Raw genomic sequence first — 19028 nt, forward strand, 5'->3', positions numbered from 1 at the left:
GAGATCAGCTTAATCTAACTACTGGTTATATAATATCAGTAGATAAATTACATTTCTTATAATGAAAAGTTATAACTTATGATAGATGATGCTTATACTATGGCATAAAAGATAATTTACTTATTTATTTATGAATAAGTATTGTCTTTTTAAATCTATTTAAGCGTATTGATGGCGGTATCTTTGGCTTGTTATCAATGAATAACAGGAGCTATTTGCTGTGGGCATTGACTTGATGATGGATATATTCCAGCATATTTTCAAATTGGCTTGATAGATTTATCGGGTATCTCATGGGGAGTAAAAAAGCACAAACCGCCAACAGTACAGCGATGAAACGTTCTATTTTTTTATTCGATTTGCTACTGAGCAATGGCAAACAAAAGCGTAATGGAAGCGGCCATAAAAATGGAACGCCAGTCGGCGTTAGCATATCTGCAATTAAATGACTTATATAACCAAGTAAAAAAGCTTGGATAAAATCATAAGGAATAGACCATTCACTAGGTAACCATTGATACAAAGAAACTAACAGAATAAACCAAGCAATTAGGCTATGAGTAAAACCGCGATGACCGCATAACTTTGAAATCGGGATTGATACAATACGTAAAAGCCTACCCGATATTGATGAAGGGTGATCAATATCAGGTAATAGTGCGCCGAGTAAAACACCCGGCACCATATGTAGCCAATCACCTTGAGCAAGTTCAGGTGTTAGCTCAAAATTGTGTGCCATTATCAAAGTGGCGACAGAAAAAAGAAGGTGCCCTTCTGCAGTCATGGTGGATAAATTACCATCTGTTTATCTATACAGTTAAGCGGGCAGTATAATGTGTTTGAAAAGAATTTGGTAGGGCTAAAAAGATAAAAAAACTCTTATTAATTAGCTAATAACCTCAGAATTTTATAATTTTGATTAGATCCCTATCGGGAAAGGATAGGGATAAATAAAAATTTAAATGGTGACTAACGTAAATATTTAGCAGTTAGCTCATTAAGTGACGAGAGTTTTACATCCGCTAACGCCCAACGCGGGTCTGCAAAATGTTTTTTATCAGGGATAACGATAGAGCGCATTCTCGCTGCTTTAGCGGCAATCATACCGTTAAAAGAGTCTTCTAATGAAACACAATGAATGGGTTTAGTTTCTAATTGCTCGGCGGCATTAAGATAAACTTGTGGATTGGGTTTACTATAAGGAAGATCGGCCGCAGAGACGACAGCTGAAAAATATTGGCGAATATCGAATAAATTCAATACCTTCTCTAGCATATAAAGTGGTGATGCAGAAGCTAATGCTATCTTCAGATCCAGTGAACGACAAAGCTCCAATGCATGATGAACACCGGGCAATATTGGACGTTTTTCTTCAACTAGATTAATGACATGATCAATAATCATTTGTTCCACTTCTTTTTGGCTATGCCCTTGCCACGGTGAAGCTTGATACCAAAGTTCAACAACATGGTCGATACGTAAGCCCAGAGTATCGGGAAGTTGATCGGCGATGGAAAGATCTAACCCTAATTGTGAGAAAACTTCTTTCTCGCCTTGAGCCCAAAAAGGCTCTGAATCAATAAGCAAGCCATCCATATCAAAAATAACGGATTGAATGGGTAAGTTGTGGTACATATCAAAACTCCATTTAGGTATGAGTGCTGTTGCTATATCTCAATGTGTCTTAGTTTGATGTTCATTTTATTACAAAATTTGAGTGGGAATATCTGCAATTTTTCTGACTTTTACATTGTAGCAAGTCATTACTTGATTATATATATCTAGATTGTTCTTTTTTCAGGTGATTTTTTGATATGGCAAGCCAATAAAATAGATATTAAATGCCGAAATAGTATTATGAATGGTAAATTTGGTGTGTTTAAAAAAATTCGCTATCATAACAGCTATTAAAAAAACGTTGGGGTTCATAATGAATTATCAGGCTGCAATTTCTGTCGCAATCTGCAAGCGGATTCTAGGTTGGATTGTATTTCTTATTGCGTTGATTTCAACATTAGCATCATTAGTTAAATTAGCGGGAATGAAAGGGGTCGAAGGAGAGGGCATTAATGCAGTTGCTAATGACTTCATAAAATTAATGGCAGAGATGACGCAACAAAGCACGCCATTTTTGAATCTTTTTTGGCATAATTCTCCAGTGCCGCATGTATATAATGGTTTTTCTGGAGCCAATATAGCCTTTATGGTTATATTTATTTTTATTTTTGTCGGATTAGCACTTAGTGCTTCTGGAATACGGATGTACCGACAAATTAAATTTATTCGTGAAAGTTTAGAAGATCATGTCATTTTAGAAAAAGCAAAAGGCAATGACGTTTCAAAAGAAGAACTAGAAGCTAAAGTGACTATTCCTCGCCATACAATTTTTACACAGTTCTTTATTTTATATTTTTGGCCAATTGTGATTGGTATTGCAATTTATTTTGCATTAAGACAGTTGAATTGGTAACAGTAAATGTTTGGATATCATGGTATGAATAATGTAATGGCTTGATGTGTTTTTACAAAAAATACCTTTTTTATTGTTTTGTTGTGCTACATGCATTCAAAAATATAACTATTTTCTTAAGTAATAGAAAAGGGGATTGAATTGAAAGTTCAATCCCCTCTGAATACCAACTTAAATTAATTCGAACATTAAATCGATTATTGATCTCCAATTAATTCATCAATAATAGTGCGCGCTTGTAAATAACTTTGTTCAAGCCCAAAGATATTTGATTGACAGAGTAAATAGTAGAGCTGATAAATCGGTTGTCTTTCTAAGAAACCAGTAGGTAATGGCCAAACACTTTGGTAGCCATCAATAATTTGAATAGGCAATTCTGAATATAGAGGGAGCATTGCAATATCACACTCTCTATCTCCCCAATAACAAGCAGGATCGTATAATATTCCTTTTTGCTCAAGTGTCATTGCACAATTGGCTGGCCATAAATCCCCGTGCAATAATGAGGGTTGCGGTTGATGTCCCGCAAGACGCTCTTTGACGATATCAACAATGTATTGAATATCACCGAAAATCATATTTTTTTCAGCGGCAAGTTGTAATTGTAACCCAATACGTTTTTCTGCAAAGAATGAATTCCAACGCTTTTCCCAAGCATTAGGTTGAGTCACGGTGCCTAACATGGTATCAAAATCAAAGCCATAACTTGGCTGTTCTTCCCATTGATGTAAATGAGCAAGTTGTTGACCAAAATACCAAGCATTGGTTGCGTCAAAGCTTTTCAGAGGGAAATATTCTAATAGAAGGAAACTATGATGTTTATTACAGCCAACACCATAAACTTTGGGGACTGTAATTGTCCGGCTTTTAGCAAGCATTTCTAGCTGTTCTGCTTCTTGCTTAAATAAAGGCAAAAACTCACGCAGATTTTGTTTGATAAATACCGTGTGGTTACCATAATCAATTTTCATTGTATGGTGAATATCGCCTCCAGAAAGTCTCTCTTTATTATGAAATTCTGCTTCACCTAAGTGCTCGCTTAACAAACGGTACATTGCCTGCCACATGACTCACCTCGTTCTGCATTGGTTTTCATTAATATTGATTCTATAGCGACAATCTTATAATTAACAGCAATAATTCTTTAAAAAGAAAGCGCTATCACGGAACTAGACGCTAATTAATGGATTATGCTTTGATTGATAACATTAAATTTAGTAAATACGTATCATTTACAGTCTATCATTTTATGAAAAATTGGCTAATAGCTATTTCTTAAAAAGAATAGGAGGGCATTAAATAATAAAATTCTATTATTGAGTATTTAAATGATTCTATTCATCGGAAGATTCACAATAATTTATTTTTTATAATAGATATTATAATTTTTTAATATAAAGAAATATGATGAAATATTAATTATTGGAACATTTTACAAAATTAAATGATTTTAGTTTTAGTTAGTCTAAAAAAGATGATTCAAAAGAAAATGGCCTTTGTTTTAAATTAAATCTATGTAGTTTCTTATTGTTATTAATATTATTTGGTATATTTTTCTTTGAAACCATAAATTATTTTAATTCTAAATTCGATTTGTATTATTCGATTATTTATTTTTGCTATTTTTAAATTAGAAAGAGTAATGAAGATGAAAGAAAAAATTGAAAATTATACTGGCCCTGCAGCTGGTTGGGGAGCTTTAAAAGCCGTTGCTGAAGCACTTCGTGGTCAAATGGAAATAGGCCATGATGTTATTGCAATGTTTGAAATGAACAAACCTCAAGGTTTTGATTGCCCTGGCTGTGCTTGGCCGGATCCGAAACATACTGCGTCTTTTGATATTTGTGAAAATGGCGCTAAAGCAATGTCATGGGAAGCAACATCAAAGAGAACAACGCCTGAATTTTTTGCAAAGCATACAGTAACAGAATTATTAACTTGGGATGATTACGACTTAGAAAATGAAGGGCGTTTAACCCATCCCATGAAATATAATGCGCAAACTGATCATTATGAAGAAATAGAATGGGATGAGGCATTCAAACAAATTGGCCAACATTTAGCGAGTTATTCTGACCCGAATTCAGTTGAATTTTATACCTCAGGCAGAACATCAAATGAAGCGGCTTTTTTATATCAACTTTTTGCCAGAGAATATGGTACTAATAATTTTCCTGATTGCTCAAATATGTGTCATGAACCAACCAGTGTTGGTCTTGCGGCATCAATAGGCGTTGGTAAGGGAACTGTTTTATTAGAAGATTTCGATAAAGCTGATTTAGTGATTTGCATTGGTCATAATCCCGGCACCAACCATCCAAGAATGTTAAGTTCACTGCGTGAAGTATCAAAACGTGGTGCAAAAATTATTGCTATTAACCCATTAAGAGAGCGGGGATTAGAGCGTTTTACTTATCCACAAGATCCTGTAGAAATGTTAACTTTAGAATCTACGACTTTAGCAGAGCATTATTATAAGGTGCGCATTGGTGGTGATACTGCATTAATTAAAGGTGTTATGCGCGTTATTTTAGAAAAGGATGCTGCGGAAATTGCATTAGGGCATGACTCACTTTTAGATAATGATTTTATTCAAACTCACACTGTAGGCTTTGATAAAGTTAAACAAGATGTATTGAACACATCTTGGGAAGATATTTTGCGTGTCAGTGGTTTATCTAAATTTGATATTGAACAAATCGCACAGATATATATTGAATCAAAAAGTACAATTATCTGTTATGGAATGGGGATTACTCAGCACCAGCATGGTACTCAGAATATTCAACAATTAGTCAACTTATTATTATTAAAAGGTAATATTGGCAGAGAAGGTGCAGGTATTTGTCCATTGCGTGGGCACTCCAATGTTCAGGGAGACCGCACTGTTGGGATCACGGAAAAACCTAGTCAATCTTTACTTGATAATATCGAAAAACGGTTTGGATTTAAGCCACCAGCAGAATTTGGTCATGCGGCAGTCGCAAGTTTGAAAGCGATTTCAGAAGGCAGCGCCCGTGCTTTAATTTGTATGGGAGGCAATTTGGCGGTCGCAATGCCAGATAAAGATGCTTGTTATAGTGGAATGAAAAAACTAGATTTAGCTGTTCATGTTGGCACAACATTAAATCGCTCTCATTTATTAACAGCAAAAAATACTTTTTTATTCCCTGTATTGGGACGTACTGAAAAGGATATGCAAAAAACTGGACCACAAAGTATTACGGTTGAAGATTCGATGTCAATGGTTCATGCATCGCATGGAAAATTGAAACCAGTTAGTCCGCATTTGAAATCAGAATGTGCAATTGTTGCTGGAATGGCAAAAGCAACACTGCCTAATACAAAAGTTGAGTGGGACGAATTCATTGATGATTACGATAAAATTCGCGATGCAATGGAAGCCGTCTTACCCGGATTTGATGATTATAATGCACGTATCCGAGTTCCGGGTGGTTTCCATTTAACAAATGCGGCATCAAATCGCCAGTGGTTGACGAAATCTGGAAAAGCAAACTTCATTCCAACAGAAGGTGTGATTGAAGATCCTAAATCAGCAGTAAATAGTGAACTGGTCCTTGCTACTTTGCGTAGTCATGATCAATATAACACCACAATTTATGGCCTAAATGATCGTTATCGTGGTGTATTTGGTCAACGTGATGTGATGTTTATTAGTGAAGAAGAAGCCAATAAACACAAACTAGTTGCAGGTGATAGGGTAAACATTATTGCCTTAGACAGAGAACAAAAACGAACACACCGCCGATTAGATAACTTAAAAGTTGTTATTTATAATATGGCAGATCGTTGTGTCGCCACGTATTTCCCTGAAGCGAATAATTTGATAGCGCTGGATAATTTTGATCCACAAAGTGGTATTCCAGCCTATAAAAATATTCCAATATTACTTGAAAAATCTGATACTGCTTCTTAATTAGCCTTTAGCATAAAAATAGTTAACATAAAAAAACCGCCTTCAGTGATCGTCTGGGGCGGTATTTTTTTATCAGGGAAACAACGGAGTTAAGCTGTTTGTTGGATCTCTTTCGGTAGTTTAGCTTTTCTGCGCGCTAACATAATTTTGCTATAAATGAGTGCTAACACAAAATAGACAGCTTGAGTGATCACAATACAAGGGCCTGTTGCACCATCAATGTGGAAGCTAATGATAGTACCAATTACACTAGAAGTCATTGAGGCAATGACGGCGACAACTAACATCCAGCCAAAACTTCGACAAAGCACAAATGCAATGATCCCTGGAGATATAAGCATTGCAATCACCAAAATAATACCAACTGCTTGTAAAGATGCGACGATGGTTAATGCAAGTAATGAGAGCAATCCGTAATGAATTAATTTAACGGGTAGGCCGATAACTCTGGCTTGGTTTGGATCAAAGCAGTACAACATAAAATCTTTGCGTTTTAGCAAAATAATTGCAATTGTTATACCTGCAAACCACAAGTTTTGTTTAAATTCATCGTCAGTAATACCTAAGATATCACCAAATAAAATGTGGGTAAGATGCTGTTCAGTATCAATTTTCGCGAACATCACCAAACCTATAGCGAACATCCCCGAAAAGACAATTCCCATTACGGTATCTTCTTTTATCCGGCTATTTTCTTTTAAATATCCCGTTGCAAATGCACAAAATAGGCCTGATAGAAATGCACCAATTGCAAGTGGAATACCTGCAACGGAAGCAATGACAATACCGGGTAAGACGGCATGAGAGATAGCATCCCCCATCAAAGACCAACCTTTTAGCACCAGAAAGCAGGATAAAACTGCACATACTGCACCCGTTACAATTGCTGTCACAATGGCTTTTTGCATAAATGGAAAAATAAAAGGTGCAGTTAAGAGATCAATAAAGTCAGTCATTTGATGCTCCTTGCTGTTTTATTTTATGCAAATTCTCAACTTCACGTTTGGCATTACGGCGTGAGGCAAAAATGCCGTGTTTCGGTGCAAAAAAGAAAGCGATCAAGAATACAATTGTTTGTAATGTAACGATTAAGCCACCTGTCGCGCCATTAAGGAAATAGCTGGCATAAGCACCAACTGCACTCGTTGTTGTTCCTATTATTACAGCAATTATTAATAAGCGTTTAAATTGGTCTGTTAGCAAATAAGCCGTCGCCCCAGGTGTTACAACCATTGCAATCACTAAAATTGCACCAACAGTTTGTAAAGCGGCAACCGTACAAGCACTTAATAAGGTAAAAAAGATAATTTTTAGACGCAGAGGATTTAAACCAATTGAACGAGCATGGCTTTCATCGAAAAAAGCGGCTAATAAATCTTTCCACAAGGCAAGTAAGACAATAAATGAGATGCCAATGATTAATTCGACCTGTATAACATCCGAATCAGCAATGCCAAGGATATTCCCGAAAATAATTGTTTGTACATTCACTGAGGTTGGGTTGAGTGAAACGATAAGTAAACCTGCCGCAAAAAATGTTGAGAAAATAAAGCCAATAACAGCATCTTCACGTAATCGAGTAATATGCTTCACAAAAGTCATTGCCAATGCAGCAAGTATTCCGGTAAAAAAAGCACCAACAGCATAAGGTAAACCCAAAGCATAAGCGCCCGCAACTCCCGGTACAACTGAGTGGGAGAGGGCATCTCCCATAAGTGACCAGCCTTTTAGCATTAAGTAAGCGGAAAGAAATGCACAAACGGCACCCACAATGGCACTTACCCAGATTGCTTTCACCATATAGTTGTACTCAAAAGGCTGAAGTAACAACTCAATCATTCTGAATCCTTAGGTTGTTTTTTCCTAACCGGTGCATTGTGGTCATGACCATAGAAAACCGCCGCTCTTTCATCATCAGTAATAACGGTAACAGAACGCGGGTCGTCGTCGTCGTGAAGCTCTTGGCCTGATAAATTGACATGACGCAATACACCACCAAAGGCAATTTGTAAATTCTTTTGGGTAAATGTGGTTTCTGTTGTGCCGGAAGCTAAAACTGTGCGATTGATTAAGATAACGTGGTCACAGAATTCTGGCACACTACCAAGGTTATGTGTTGAAACTAAAATTAAATGGCCTTCATCCCGCAAGCTTCTTAATAGATCAATAATGGCATTTTCAGTTTTGACATCAACGCCAGTAAAGGGCTCATCAAGCAATAATACTTTTCCTTGTTGAGCCAGAGCACGAGCTAAAAAAACCCGCTTTTTCTGACCCCCCGAAAGCTCACCGATTTGCCTATTTTCTAGCCCAGCTAAATCCACGCGTTCTAAAGCGCGTTTCACTGCTTCTTTATCTTCAGCTTTTGGGATACGAAAAAAACCCATTCTGCCATACCTTCCCATCATAACGACATCAGAGACAAGCACTGGGAAATTCCAATCGACCTCTTCAGTTTGTGGGACATAGGCAATGATATTTTCTTTCAAGGCCGTTTTGATTGGCTGGTCATTTAATGTCACACTACCTGAAGATGGGGTGACAAGCCCCATTATCGTTTTAAAGAGTGTCGATTTCCCGCTACCATTGATGCCGACCAGTGCACAAATTGATCCACCAGTGATATTAAAACTTGCATCATAAATGGCAGTATGACCGTTGTTATAAGTGACTGTTGCATTATCAACAACTAAGTTTGGGTGTTCAAAGCGGTTTGAGGTACTCATCTTACTGGTCAAATCCTTTCGCTATGGTATCTACAGTTGTATTTAGTAGGTCAATATAAGTTGGTACAGGGCCATCAGAGGTTGATAAGGAGTCGACATAAAGTATTCCACCGTATTTAGCCCCTGTTTCTTTACTGACTTGGCGTGCAGGTTTGTCAGAAATGGTACTTTCACTAAATACAACTGGGATATTATATTTTCTTACGGTATCAATGACCTTTTTGACTTGCTGTGGTGAACCTTGTTCTTCCGCATTTATTGGCCATAGATAAACTTCTTTTAAACCGTAATCTTTTGTTAAATAACTGAACGCACCTTCGCTGGAAACTAACCAACGTTGATCTTCAGGAATTCGATTAAGACGCTCGCGTAGCGGTGCATCTAATTTCGCAATTTCTTCCGCATATTTTTTGGCATTTTGGTTATATGTTTCTGCATTCTCTGGATCATATTTTACAAGTGCTTGACGGATATTTTCGATATAAATTTTAGCATTTGCAGGTGACATCCATGCATGAGGATTTGGATTTCCTTTGTATTCGCCTTCACGGATTGGCATTGGTTCCACCCCCTCTGTCACGACAACAGCGGGCACATCTTTAACATTTTCAAAGAATCGTTGAAACCACACTTCAAGGTTTAGCCCATTCCATAAAATAAGGTCTGCATCATAGGCTTTCATTATATCTTTAGGTGTTGGTTGATAACCGTGGATCTCAGCACCTGGTTTAGTGATTGATTCAACAATTGCTGCATCTCCGGCGACATTTTGAGCAATATCTTGAATTATGGTAAAAGTTGTGACGACCTTAAATTTTTTAGCCAATGCAGGTTGACTAACTAGTAGGATTGCAGATAAAGCAAAGAAGATAGAGCATAGTGGTTTGGAAAACAGAGATATTTTTTTCTTCATTATTTAGACCCGGGCATCATTAGCTGAGTGGATTTTATGTTCGATATCATACTGCGCTTGGCAGATGTTCGGTAATATACTTATTATACTTCAAGGGACATCGGTGTAGATATCTTTCAGTGAGCTTAGCCTAAATCTAGTCACTATTATTTGTTATCTAAATGTATCTTGATGTATCTTAGGTGTTATTGCCATTAAAGTAGAGTTTAATAACATTTGACACCTAATTGATAATGATTATCAATATCAATTGAGTAAAGTCAAGATAAAAAGTGCGTGATTACGCTATTATTACAATTGATATTTTCTATGAATAAAACATGGTTTTAAATAAAAGTTAAGTAAAAATTATTTTATTTTTCTTATAATTAGTTATTCTTTCGTCAGTTTTCTACTTGGCATCATCCACAAAATCAACCGTACAAGGTTGAAAAACTGTCGGGCATGAGCGAAATATGAATAGCAGAGGGTTACTTGGTGAAAAAAAATATCGGTGTTGCATTGGTATTTCTGTTACTTGCAGGGTGTTCTAGCCAGCCTGAAAAACAGGTATCAACCCAAAAAATGTTAAATCAGAATGTGAATTCATCAATAGCTCAACAAAATATTATCTATCCCCGAACACCTTTTGATGAATTTATTCGAGAATCATCAAGTCGTTATAATGTGGATGAAGCATTGATCCGAGCGATTATTGAGGTTGAATCAAATTTTCGACCAGAGGTTGTCAGTAAATCAAACGCGATAGGTTTAATGCAAATTAAAGCTTCTACTGCGGGCCGAGATGCTTATCGTTTTCAAGGGAAATCAGGTGAACCGTCTTCAAATGATCTAAAAGATCCAAGAAAAAATATTGATATTGGCACTGCTTATATTCGTATCTTAAAAGAGCAACACCTTGCCGGTATTTCACATCCGCAAACCATGTATTATGCGACAGTGGTTGCTTATGTAAATGGAGCAGGGGCTTTATTGAGAACATTTGATAATGATAAAGGTAGAGCCATTGCCAAGATAAATAGAATGACGCCAGAAGAGTTTTATCAGCATGTTCAGGCTAAGCATCCTGCGCCGCAAGCGCCACGTTATTTGTGGAAAGTCAAAAATGCTTATAATTCATTAGCAATGGCGTATTGATATACAACAATAACACATCGGGGTTATATGATGATTTATATCACTTTTAACTATCATTGTGCCCCGTAACCGCTTAAAACATCACTGCATTTCTCACTGATTTAATTTGCATTATCTTAAAATAGAGTTATCTATGAAAGCATTGCGGAGTTGTTCACAGCTACTGTGGGTAACTATGGCATTCAGTTGTGAATAACCTAATTAAAGCCTTTTAGAACATAGAGATAGCTTAGCTAGCTAAAAAGTGTTCGATTTCTAACAAAAAAAAACCTTCTTATGTAAAACATAAGAAGGTTAAGGGCATCTATTAGTAGGTTGTCGATAATTCGATAGAATAAAAATATACACTCAATTTTGTTATTTATTTATTGGTTATGTAAATTCATTAAAAGAATATATTTTCATAAATTACCCGTGATACTCGCAGTCAAGTATTTTAGATGTGACAGAAAAACATTATCGGATGATGATAAGAAGATAAAGTCATCGAAATTAATAAAAGTTGTATATTTTTTTGGGTTAAATTAATAATCATTATTATTTATCAGTTATCAATACCTATTTCATGTCGTAATAAGAACTGCTTGTGCTATTCACTTCATATTGATTGAGTTTTCTTTACAAACAATTTTCTATTTAAAATTTGCTTTACGCGTAATGAATTATGCTAGTCCGCGTTAATAAGGCAAATTTTGGAGCTACAATGAAAAATGTAAAGGCAATCCTAATAACAATTATGATGTTTGCATGTATTGCCATGGCAACATTATTGATTGTTTTTCCACAACAGTGGAAACAAAATGTCTACCCTAGCATCTCTAAATTATTGCCAGAATCCATGAACTCATTAGTGACTAATTGGGGAGCAGGCGATAATGTGTGTGATCGTTTAGAAAATAATTTGCAGATATTTGCAGATTACTTAAAAACAAATGAAGATGTTGTGAATACCAAAGCCATGAATGGGTTAGATGATCAGATTACATCAATGCGTAGCCGTGTGAATAGCATGCCTAATCAGGTGAGAAAATTGGTTTGCCAACAAGAATATGCTCGTTTAGAAGGTTTAAAAGGGGTATTTTTCTTAGGAAGTGATAGTTAACATATTCATTATGAATGGAGTTATGAAATTAATTTAACTGTTTAATTGCTCATATAGAACGTAGGCAAAATATGTTAGTCTTATCGTGTTTTATTATGATAAAGGCTCAACAATGAATATATTGAAATTTCCCTTCATAAATTGGCTGGTTTTAAATGGAATTGCTGCCTATTTTCTTTATATCAAAGGTGCACTTATTTTTAATTATTCTAGTTGGTTAGGAATTATAGCTATTTTGGTTGTGTTGGAAAGTTTTGGTTGGATAGGCATGAGTTTAGTCTATTTTAGACGTCATAAAACATCATCAAATCCAATGATACAAGCATCGACTTTAATTACTGATGGTCCATTTAAATTCTCACGTAATCCGATATATCTTGCATTGACTTCTATGAGTATTGGTTTTGCACTTTTTACTCACTCATTTTATTTTTTATTAGCGGGATTTATTTTTTGGTTACTTACTGATCTTTATACTATTCCGCATGAAGAGAAGTTTTTATCGGGGCGTTTTAAAGAAGAATGGCATCGATATAGCCGACAAACACGTCGTTGGTTATGACATTATCAATTAACCGTTTAAGTATTTGCGGGCTTATCGTTCATTAAAAGATGAGTTAAATTATTTGATATGATCGACCACTTTATTGACAGTAGATACTTTATTTTCAATATTCTCTTTCTTTTCTGTAGTCTCATTTTTGATCTTTTTAGAATCAATGCCTAAACTGTCATCCAGTTTTTTGGTTGCTTTATTTTTTGTTGCTTTTTGCGCATCGCAACTTCCTGAAATACCGACTTTTTGATCTAACATTTTATTTCTAGCCGCTTTATTAAAATTACATTCAGCAAATGATGAAGTTGATATAATCAGCAGCGATAACAGTAATCCTAAGTTTTTCATAATTTCATACCTTGGTTAAAAGCTTAGATGATATTTAATAGGTAAAATTACGCAACATTTTAAGTATGTCAGGATTTTTCATGAAAATGGTTAGGCTGAATCGCTGGATGATAGATTAATCTGCTGAAAATTCTGCTAAAACATTAACCTGTACATTATAAATATGACAGCTACGTATCATTAATAAAATGATATAGATTGATCATTGATGGTTTGGTTTATCTTTCTCTGCAATTGTGAATGCAGAGATAACATCCTCTTTTCTATCGCTAATAATAGAGTCTGTGTTATTATTTCATTTGAGTTACTTTTAATGTGCATCAGTCGTTTTTAAGTTAGTGTACATACCTTACATTGTGAAGTAAGAAATTAAACGTAACGTATTGATTTTTAAACTTTGGAATCATCAAGCAAGTGATCTTTCGTGTGGGTCACCACTGCTGATAAGGATTTATTAATGCCTGTTATTACTCTTCCTGATGGAAGTCAGCGTCAATTTGACCACTCAGTTTCTGTCATGGATGTTGCTCGCGATATTGGTGCGGGTCTTGCAAAAGCGTGTATTGCTGGTCGTGTTAATGGTGAATTAGTTGATGCGTGTGAGCTCATTGAACACGATGCGAATTTGTCCATTATTACGAGCAAAGATGATGATGGATTAGAAATCATCCGTCACTCCTGTGCGCACTTGCTAGGCCATGCTATTAAGCAACTGTGGCCGAATACCAAAATGGCAATCGGACCTGTTATCGATAATGGTTTTTACTATGATATCGATCTTGAGCACGCGCTGACGCAGGAAGATTTGGACAAGATTGAAAAGCGTATGCTTGAACTTGCCAAAACAGATTATGATGTGATTAAAAAACGCGTTTCTTGGGCTGAAGCTCGCGAAACATTTGTCGCGCGTGGCGAAGATTATAAAGTTGAAATTCTTGATGAGAATATCAGCCAAGATGATCATCCTGGTCTCTATCATCATGAAGAATATATTGATATGTGCCGTGGCCCGCATGTGCCAAATATGCGTTTTTGCCATCACTTTAAACTGCAAAAAATAGCAGGTGCATATTGGCGTGGTAACAGCGAAAACAAGATGTTACAACGTATTTACGGTACGGCATGGGCAGATAAAAAACAATTAAGCGCTTATTTACTGCGTTTAGAAGAAGCGGCTAAACGTGACCACCGTAAAATCGGTAAACAGTTAGATTTATATCATATGCAAGAAGAAGCTCCTGGTATGGCATTCTGGCATAATGATGGCTGGACTATCTTCCGTGAATTAGAAACGTTTGTACGGACTAAATTAAAATCGTACAATTATCAGGAAGTTAAAGGTCCATTTATGATGGACAGAGTTCTGTGGGAAAAAACAGGACACTGGGAAAACTATAAAGATGCAATGTTCACAACCTCTTCTGAAAACCGTGAATATTGCGTGAAACCAATGAACTGCCCAGGCCACGTACAAATTTTTAACCAAGGTTTGAAATCTTACCGTGACCTACCACTGCGTATGGCTGAATTCGGTAGTTGCCATCGCAACGAGCCTTCTGGTGCATTGCATGGTTTAATGCGTGTACGTGGCTTTACACAAGATGATGCACATATCTTCTGTACTGAAGAGCAAATCTTAAGTGAAGTTACTAGTTGTATTGAAATGATTTATGATGTTTATGCAACATTCGGTTTTGAAAAAATTGTTGTTAAATTATCTACTCGCCCAGAAAAACGTATCGGTACTGACGATATGTGGGATACAGCAGAAGCAGATTTGGCTAATGCATTAAAAAGCAAAGGTATTGAGTTTGAATATCAGCCAGGCGAAGGCGCATTTTATGGACCTAAGATTGAATTCACTCTGTACGACTGCCTCGATCGCGCATGGCAATGTGGTACTGTACAGTTAGACTTCTTCTTACCTGGCCGACTAAATGCATCTTATGTGGGTGAGAATAACGAACGTATTGTGCCTGTCATGATCCACCGTGCAGTGCTAGGTTCTTTAGAACGCTTTATTGGTATTTTGACTGAAGAGTACGCAGGTTTCTTCCCAACTTGGTTAGCACCACAACAAGTTGTTGTGATGAATATCACTGATACTCAAGCAGATTATGTTCAAGAATTAGTGAGTAAGTTACAAAGTGTTGGCATTCGTGCGAAAGCGGATCTACGTAATGAGAAAATCGGCTTTAAGATCCGTGAACACACATTGCGTCGTGTTCCTTATATGCTAGTTTGTGGTGATAAAGAAGTTGAATCAGGTAAAGTTGCTGTTCGTACTCGCCGTGGTAAAGACCTCGGTAGCCTTGATGTCAATGAATTTACAAGCAAACTGCTAGAAGAGATTCGCAGTCGTCAGCTCAATCAGATGGAGGAATAAGGTATTAAAGGCGGAAAAAACTCCCAACAGCACGTCCAAATCGTATTAACGAAGAAATCCGTGCAACAGAAATCCGAGTCACTGGTTTAGAAGGTGAACAGCTTGGTGTGATGAGTGTTCGTGAAGCACTTGCAAAAGCGGAAGAGGCTGGTGTTGATCTTGTTGAAATTAGCCCTAATGCTGAACCACCTGTTTGTCGGATCATGGACTACGGCAGGTATCTTTATGAGAAAAGTAAATCTCAAAAAGAGCAGAAGAAAAAACAAAAAGTTGTTCAGGTGAAGGAAATTAAATTCCGTCCTGGAACTGATGAAGGTGACTATCAAGTTAAATTACGTAGTCTCATTCGTTTCTTGGAAGATGGTGATAAGGCGAAAGTCACACTGCGTTTCCGTGGTCGTGAAATGGCCCACCAACAGATTGGTATGGAAGTGCTAAATCGCATTAAAGCTGATCTGGAAGAATTGGCGTCAGTAGAATCATTCCCTTCAAGAATTGAAGGGCGTCAAATGATTATGGTATTGGCACCTAAGAAAAATAATTAAATAATAATGGACGACACCCATCTATTTAATGGTGGGTGTCGTTTTTTAATTTAATGATTTTTGTGGTTATTGTGCTTAATTACTTGTAAAATAGTGTGTTGGCCGTCGTTATTTAACGTCAAAAAAATAATGTGAAGACGAAAAAGTTGATTATCTACTTGAGTAATCTGGCAATAAGCATTAAAATCCGCGGTCGAATCGCTATATCAAATCAAAGTGAAAGAATTTGATATCGGCAAATGAATATTGCACTTTAGTACAAACTGTTTTATGAATAAATTCAGTGAGTACTGGGGTGTGTGCTTTAGAGAAGTTAGCAAATCTCTTTATCCAGTTGGAGGAATGAAGTATTAAAGGCGGAAAAAGAATCCCAACAGCACGTCCGAATCGTATTAATGATGAAATTCGTGGTGTAACTGAAGTCCGTTTAACAGGTTTAGACGGTGAACAGCTAGGTATTATGAGCGTTCGTGATGCTCTAGAAAAGGCTGAAGAAGCAGGTGTAGACCTAGTAGAAATTAGCCCTAATGCCGAACCGCCAGTTTGTCGTATCATGGATTACGGCAAATTCCTTTATGAGAAGAGCAAGTCTCAAAAAGAACAGAAAAAGAAACAAAAAGTTGTTCAGGTGAAGGAAATTAAATTCCGCCCTGGTACAGATGAAGGTGATTATCAGGTCAAACTACGCAACCTGATTCGCTTCATTGAAGATGGTGATAAAGCGAAAGTCACACTGCGTTTTCGTGGTCGTGAAATGGCTCACCAGCAGATCGGTATTGAAATGCTTAACCGCATTAAAACTGATCTCGAAGAGCTGGTTATCGTTGAATCATTTCCTTCAAGAATTGAAGGGCGTCAAATGATCATGGTACTGGCACCTAAGAAGAAATAATTGGGCCATCAAGTAGTAATTTTCGTAGCAATATGAAGTTATTCGCCTAATTAATTCGTAGTTAATGACAATGCGAAGTTGGAAATTAAAGAAATGCCAAAGATTAAAACTGTACGTGGCGCAGCAAAGCGCTTTAAAAAAACTGCAGGCGGTGGCTTTAAGCGCAAGCATGCAAACCTTCGTCACATTCTGACCAAAAAGTCTACTAAGCGTAAACGCCATTTACGTCCGAAAGGAATGGTATCTAAGGGCGATCTGGGTCTGGTAATTGCTTGCCTGCCATACGCATAAGTAAACATTGGTTAATTAAGATAAAAGACGATAGGAGATAGCTATGGCTCGCGTTAAACGTGGTGTAATTGCACGTGCACGTCACAAAAAAATTCTGAAGCAGGCGAAAGGTTACTATGGTGCACGTTCACGTGTTTACCGCGTAGCGTTTCAAGCGGTAATCAAAGCAGGTCAATATGCTTACCGTGACCGCCGTCAGCGTAAACGTCAGTTCCGTCAACTGTGGATCGCGCGTATCAACGCAGCGGCTCGCCAAAACGGTCTGTCTTACAGCCGCTTCATCAATGGCTTGAAAAAAGCTTCGATTGAAATCGACCGTAAGATTTTGGCAGACATCGCAGTATTCGACAAAGCAGCATTCACTGCTTTAGTTGAAAAAGCGAAAGGTGCTTTAGCCTAATGTTTGCTTGAAAAGGGGAAGGTAACTTCCTCTTTTCATTTATGATTATTTGTGTTAATACTTAATAAATAAGATTATTGAGAGAGTTCGAACATGAAAATCGTTGCTTTTCGTTTCTTTTTTTACTTTAGCGCCTGAATAATGGGGGCTCTTACGCGTAAGAAAAAAATGAAAAGTTACGCTGAAGCCTCCTAATTGGAGGCTTTTTTGTTTGTGATTATTAGAAAAAATATCGTAAAATCAGTTAAGTGTTTATCTTTTCTAAAATGGCAAGAAGCGAAAACTCATTATTTGGATGAATAACTAGCAAAACGACCAGAAGGTCATAAAGGGGAAACAATGCCACAACTCGCTGAGTTGGTTGCACAGGCAAAAGCAGCCATTGAACAGGCCCAAGATGTTGCTACGTTAGAATCAGTACGTGTTGAATATTTGGGCAAGAGCGGCCATTTCACACTACAGATGAAAACGTTGCGTGATCTGCCAGCTGATGAACGTCCAGCTGCTGGGGCGGTGATAAATGAAGCCAAAGTACAGGTTCAAGATGCACTGAATAAACGTAAAGATGCCATGCAGGCAGAAATCTTAAATGCGCGTTTAGCATCAGAGAAAATTGATGTCTCATTACCTGGACGCCGTATGGAAAATGGTGGATTACACCCTGTTACCCGTACGATTCAGCGAATTGAAGAATTTTTTGGTGAATTAGGTTTTAGTGTTGAGACTGGTCCTGAAATTGAAGACGATTATCATAACTTCGATGCACTGAACATTCCCGCTCATCATCCAGCACGTGCAGATCATGATACATTCTGGTTTGATGCAAAACGTCTATTACGTACACAAACGTCAGGTGTTCAAATTCGTACGATGAATGGTCAACAGCCACCAATTCGTATTATTGCACCAGGCCGTGTATATCGTAATGATTATGACCAAACGCACACACCAATGTTCCACCAAACAGAAGGCTTAATTGTTGATAAAGATATCAGCTTTACCAATCTGAAAGGTACATTGCATGATTTCTTGAATAACTTCTTTGAAGAAGAAGTACAAGTGCGTTTCCGTCCTTCCTATTTCCCATTTACAGAACCTTCAGCAGAAGTTGATGTTATGGGCAAAAATGGTAAGTGGTTAGAAGTGCTTGGTTGCGGCATGGTTCATCCTAATGTTTTGCGTAATGTTGGCATTGACCCAGAAGTCTATTCTGGATTCGCATTTGGTATGGGAATGGAACGTTTAACTATGTTGCGCTACGGCGTTTCAGATTTGCGTGCATTCTTTGAAAATGATCTCCGTTTTCTTAAACAGTTTAAATAAGG

Annotated in this window: 20 protein-coding genes and 1 other annotated feature; of the genes, 12 read left to right on the plus strand and 8 right to left on the minus strand. The window is 37.1% G+C overall.

Features of this window, described 5'->3' with window-relative positions; genetic code table 11:
• Positions 1 to 211: 211 nt before the first annotated feature.
• Entirely contained in the window at positions 212 to 784 is a 573-nt protein-coding gene (locus OO7_RS08020) for a metal-dependent hydrolase (RefSeq protein WP_008915450.1), read from the minus strand.
• Positions 785 to 969: 185 nt separating this feature from the next.
• Positions 970 to 1635 (minus strand): hexitol phosphatase HxpB, encoded by a 666-nt coding sequence (gene hxpB / locus OO7_RS08025; RefSeq protein ID WP_008915451.1) that lies wholly within the window; start codon positions 1633 to 1635, stop codon positions 970 to 972.
• 295 nt (positions 1636 to 1930) lie between these two features.
• Between hxpB and OO7_RS08030 the strand changes: the two genes are divergently transcribed.
• Complete coding sequence (locus OO7_RS08030) at positions 1931 to 2470, plus strand: YniB family protein (RefSeq protein WP_008915452.1); 540 nt, start codon at positions 1931 to 1933, stop codon at positions 2468 to 2470.
• A 197-nt stretch (positions 2471 to 2667) separates the two neighbouring features.
• On the opposite strand, the gene OO7_RS08035 is transcribed toward OO7_RS08030, so the two are convergent.
• Positions 2668 to 3537: a fructosamine kinase family protein gene (locus tag OO7_RS08035; RefSeq protein ID WP_008915453.1), complete on the minus strand. Its 870-nt coding sequence runs from the start codon at positions 3535 to 3537 to the stop codon at positions 2668 to 2670.
• 581 nt (positions 3538 to 4118) lie between these two features.
• Between OO7_RS08035 and OO7_RS08040 the strand changes: the two genes are divergently transcribed.
• Positions 4119 to 6407 (plus strand): FdhF/YdeP family oxidoreductase, encoded by a 2289-nt coding sequence (locus tag OO7_RS08040; protein ID WP_008915454.1) that lies wholly within the window; start codon positions 4119 to 4121, stop codon positions 6405 to 6407.
• An 89-nt stretch (positions 6408 to 6496) separates the two neighbouring features.
• Here OO7_RS08040 and OO7_RS08045 read toward each other — a convergent pair whose 3' ends face one another.
• Genes OO7_RS08045 through OO7_RS08060 form a run of 4 tightly spaced genes read right to left on the minus strand, consistent with a single transcriptional unit; the run spans position 6497 to position 10046 of the window.
• Positions 6497 to 7363 carry a metal ABC transporter permease gene (locus OO7_RS08045; protein ID WP_008915455.1) on the minus strand — a complete coding sequence of 289 codons (867 nt, stop codon included), beginning with the start codon at positions 7361 to 7363 and terminating at the stop codon, positions 6497 to 6499.
• On the minus strand, positions 7356 to 8246 hold the full coding sequence (locus OO7_RS08050; RefSeq protein ID WP_008915456.1) for a metal ABC transporter permease: 891 nt from the start codon (positions 8244 to 8246) through the stop codon (positions 7356 to 7358). The genes OO7_RS08045 and OO7_RS08050 overlap by 8 nt, the downstream gene beginning before the upstream one ends.
• Positions 8243 to 9133, minus strand: a complete 891-nt coding sequence (locus OO7_RS08055) for a manganese/iron ABC transporter ATP-binding protein (RefSeq protein ID WP_008915457.1) — start codon at positions 9131 to 9133, stop codon at positions 8243 to 8245. Before OO7_RS08055 ends, OO7_RS08050 begins: the two co-directional genes overlap by 4 nt.
• 1 nt (position 9134) lies before the next feature.
• A complete protein-coding gene (locus OO7_RS08060) occupies positions 9135 to 10046 on the minus strand; it encodes a metal ABC transporter substrate-binding protein (RefSeq protein ID WP_008915458.1) in 912 nt (303 codons plus the stop codon).
• A 477-nt stretch (positions 10047 to 10523) separates the two neighbouring features.
• Here OO7_RS08060 and OO7_RS08065 point away from each other — a divergent pair, with 477 nt between their 5' ends.
• From OO7_RS08065 to OO7_RS08075, 3 genes are all read left to right on the plus strand, one after another.
• Positions 10524 to 11183 carry a transglycosylase SLT domain-containing protein gene (locus OO7_RS08065; RefSeq protein WP_008915459.1) on the plus strand — a complete coding sequence of 220 codons (660 nt, stop codon included), beginning with the start codon at positions 10524 to 10526 and terminating at the stop codon, positions 11181 to 11183.
• Positions 11184 to 11886: 703 nt separating this feature from the next.
• A complete protein-coding gene (locus OO7_RS08070; protein WP_008915460.1) occupies positions 11887 to 12285 on the plus strand; it encodes a hypothetical protein in 399 nt (132 codons plus the stop codon).
• 112 nt (positions 12286 to 12397) lie between these two features.
• Positions 12398 to 12847, plus strand: a complete 450-nt coding sequence (locus tag OO7_RS08075) for a methyltransferase (protein ID WP_043892680.1) — start codon at positions 12398 to 12400, stop codon at positions 12845 to 12847.
• A 60-nt stretch (positions 12848 to 12907) separates the two neighbouring features.
• On the opposite strand, the gene OO7_RS08080 is transcribed toward OO7_RS08075, so the two are convergent.
• Entirely contained in the window at positions 12908 to 13189 is a 282-nt protein-coding gene (locus OO7_RS08080) for a hypothetical protein (RefSeq protein WP_008915462.1), read from the minus strand.
• 457 nt (positions 13190 to 13646) lie between these two features.
• On the opposite strand from OO7_RS08080, the gene thrS reads away from it, so the two are divergent.
• The 7 genes from thrS to pheS all read left to right on the plus strand — a co-directional run bounded on the left by thrS (position 13647) and on the right by pheS (position 19026).
• A complete protein-coding gene (gene thrS / locus OO7_RS08085; RefSeq protein WP_008915463.1) occupies positions 13647 to 15575 on the plus strand; it encodes a threonine--tRNA ligase in 1929 nt (642 codons plus the stop codon).
• Between the two features lie 44 nt (positions 15576 to 15619).
• Entirely contained in the window at positions 15620 to 16120 is a 501-nt protein-coding gene (gene infC / locus OO7_RS08090; protein ID WP_071524177.1) for a translation initiation factor IF-3, read from the plus strand.
• A 349-nt stretch (positions 16121 to 16469) separates the two neighbouring features.
• Positions 16470 to 17012, plus strand: coding sequence for a translation initiation factor IF-3 (infC, locus tag OO7_RS08095; protein WP_071524178.1), 543 nt, complete (start codon positions 16470 to 16472; stop codon positions 17010 to 17012).
• Positions 17013 to 17105: 93 nt separating this feature from the next.
• Positions 17106 to 17303 carry a 50S ribosomal protein L35 gene (gene rpmI / locus OO7_RS08100; protein ID WP_005968897.1) on the plus strand — a complete coding sequence of 66 codons (198 nt, stop codon included), beginning with the start codon at positions 17106 to 17108 and terminating at the stop codon, positions 17301 to 17303.
• Between the two features lie 43 nt (positions 17304 to 17346).
• Complete coding sequence (gene rplT / locus OO7_RS08105) at positions 17347 to 17703, plus strand: 50S ribosomal protein L20 (protein WP_004235362.1); 357 nt, start codon at positions 17347 to 17349, stop codon at positions 17701 to 17703.
• Positions 17704 to 17790: 87 nt separating this feature from the next.
• Positions 17791 to 17915 (plus strand) — a sequence feature (Phe leader region).
• Entirely contained in the window at positions 17797 to 17841 is a 45-nt protein-coding gene (gene pheM / locus OO7_RS17620; RefSeq protein ID WP_156823168.1) for a pheST operon leader peptide PheM, read from the plus strand. It overlaps the preceding feature by 45 nt.
• Before the next feature lie 127 nt (positions 17916 to 18042).
• Positions 18043 to 19026 (plus strand): phenylalanine--tRNA ligase subunit alpha, encoded by a 984-nt coding sequence (gene pheS / locus OO7_RS08110; RefSeq protein ID WP_008915466.1) that lies wholly within the window; start codon positions 18043 to 18045, stop codon positions 19024 to 19026.
• The last annotated feature ends 2 nt before the right edge of the window (positions 19027 to 19028 follow it).

The sequence above is a fragment of the Providencia sneebia DSM 19967 genome (assembly GCF_000314895.2).
GTDB classification, from domain to species: domain Bacteria; phylum Pseudomonadota; class Gammaproteobacteria; order Enterobacterales; family Enterobacteriaceae; genus Providencia; species Providencia sneebia.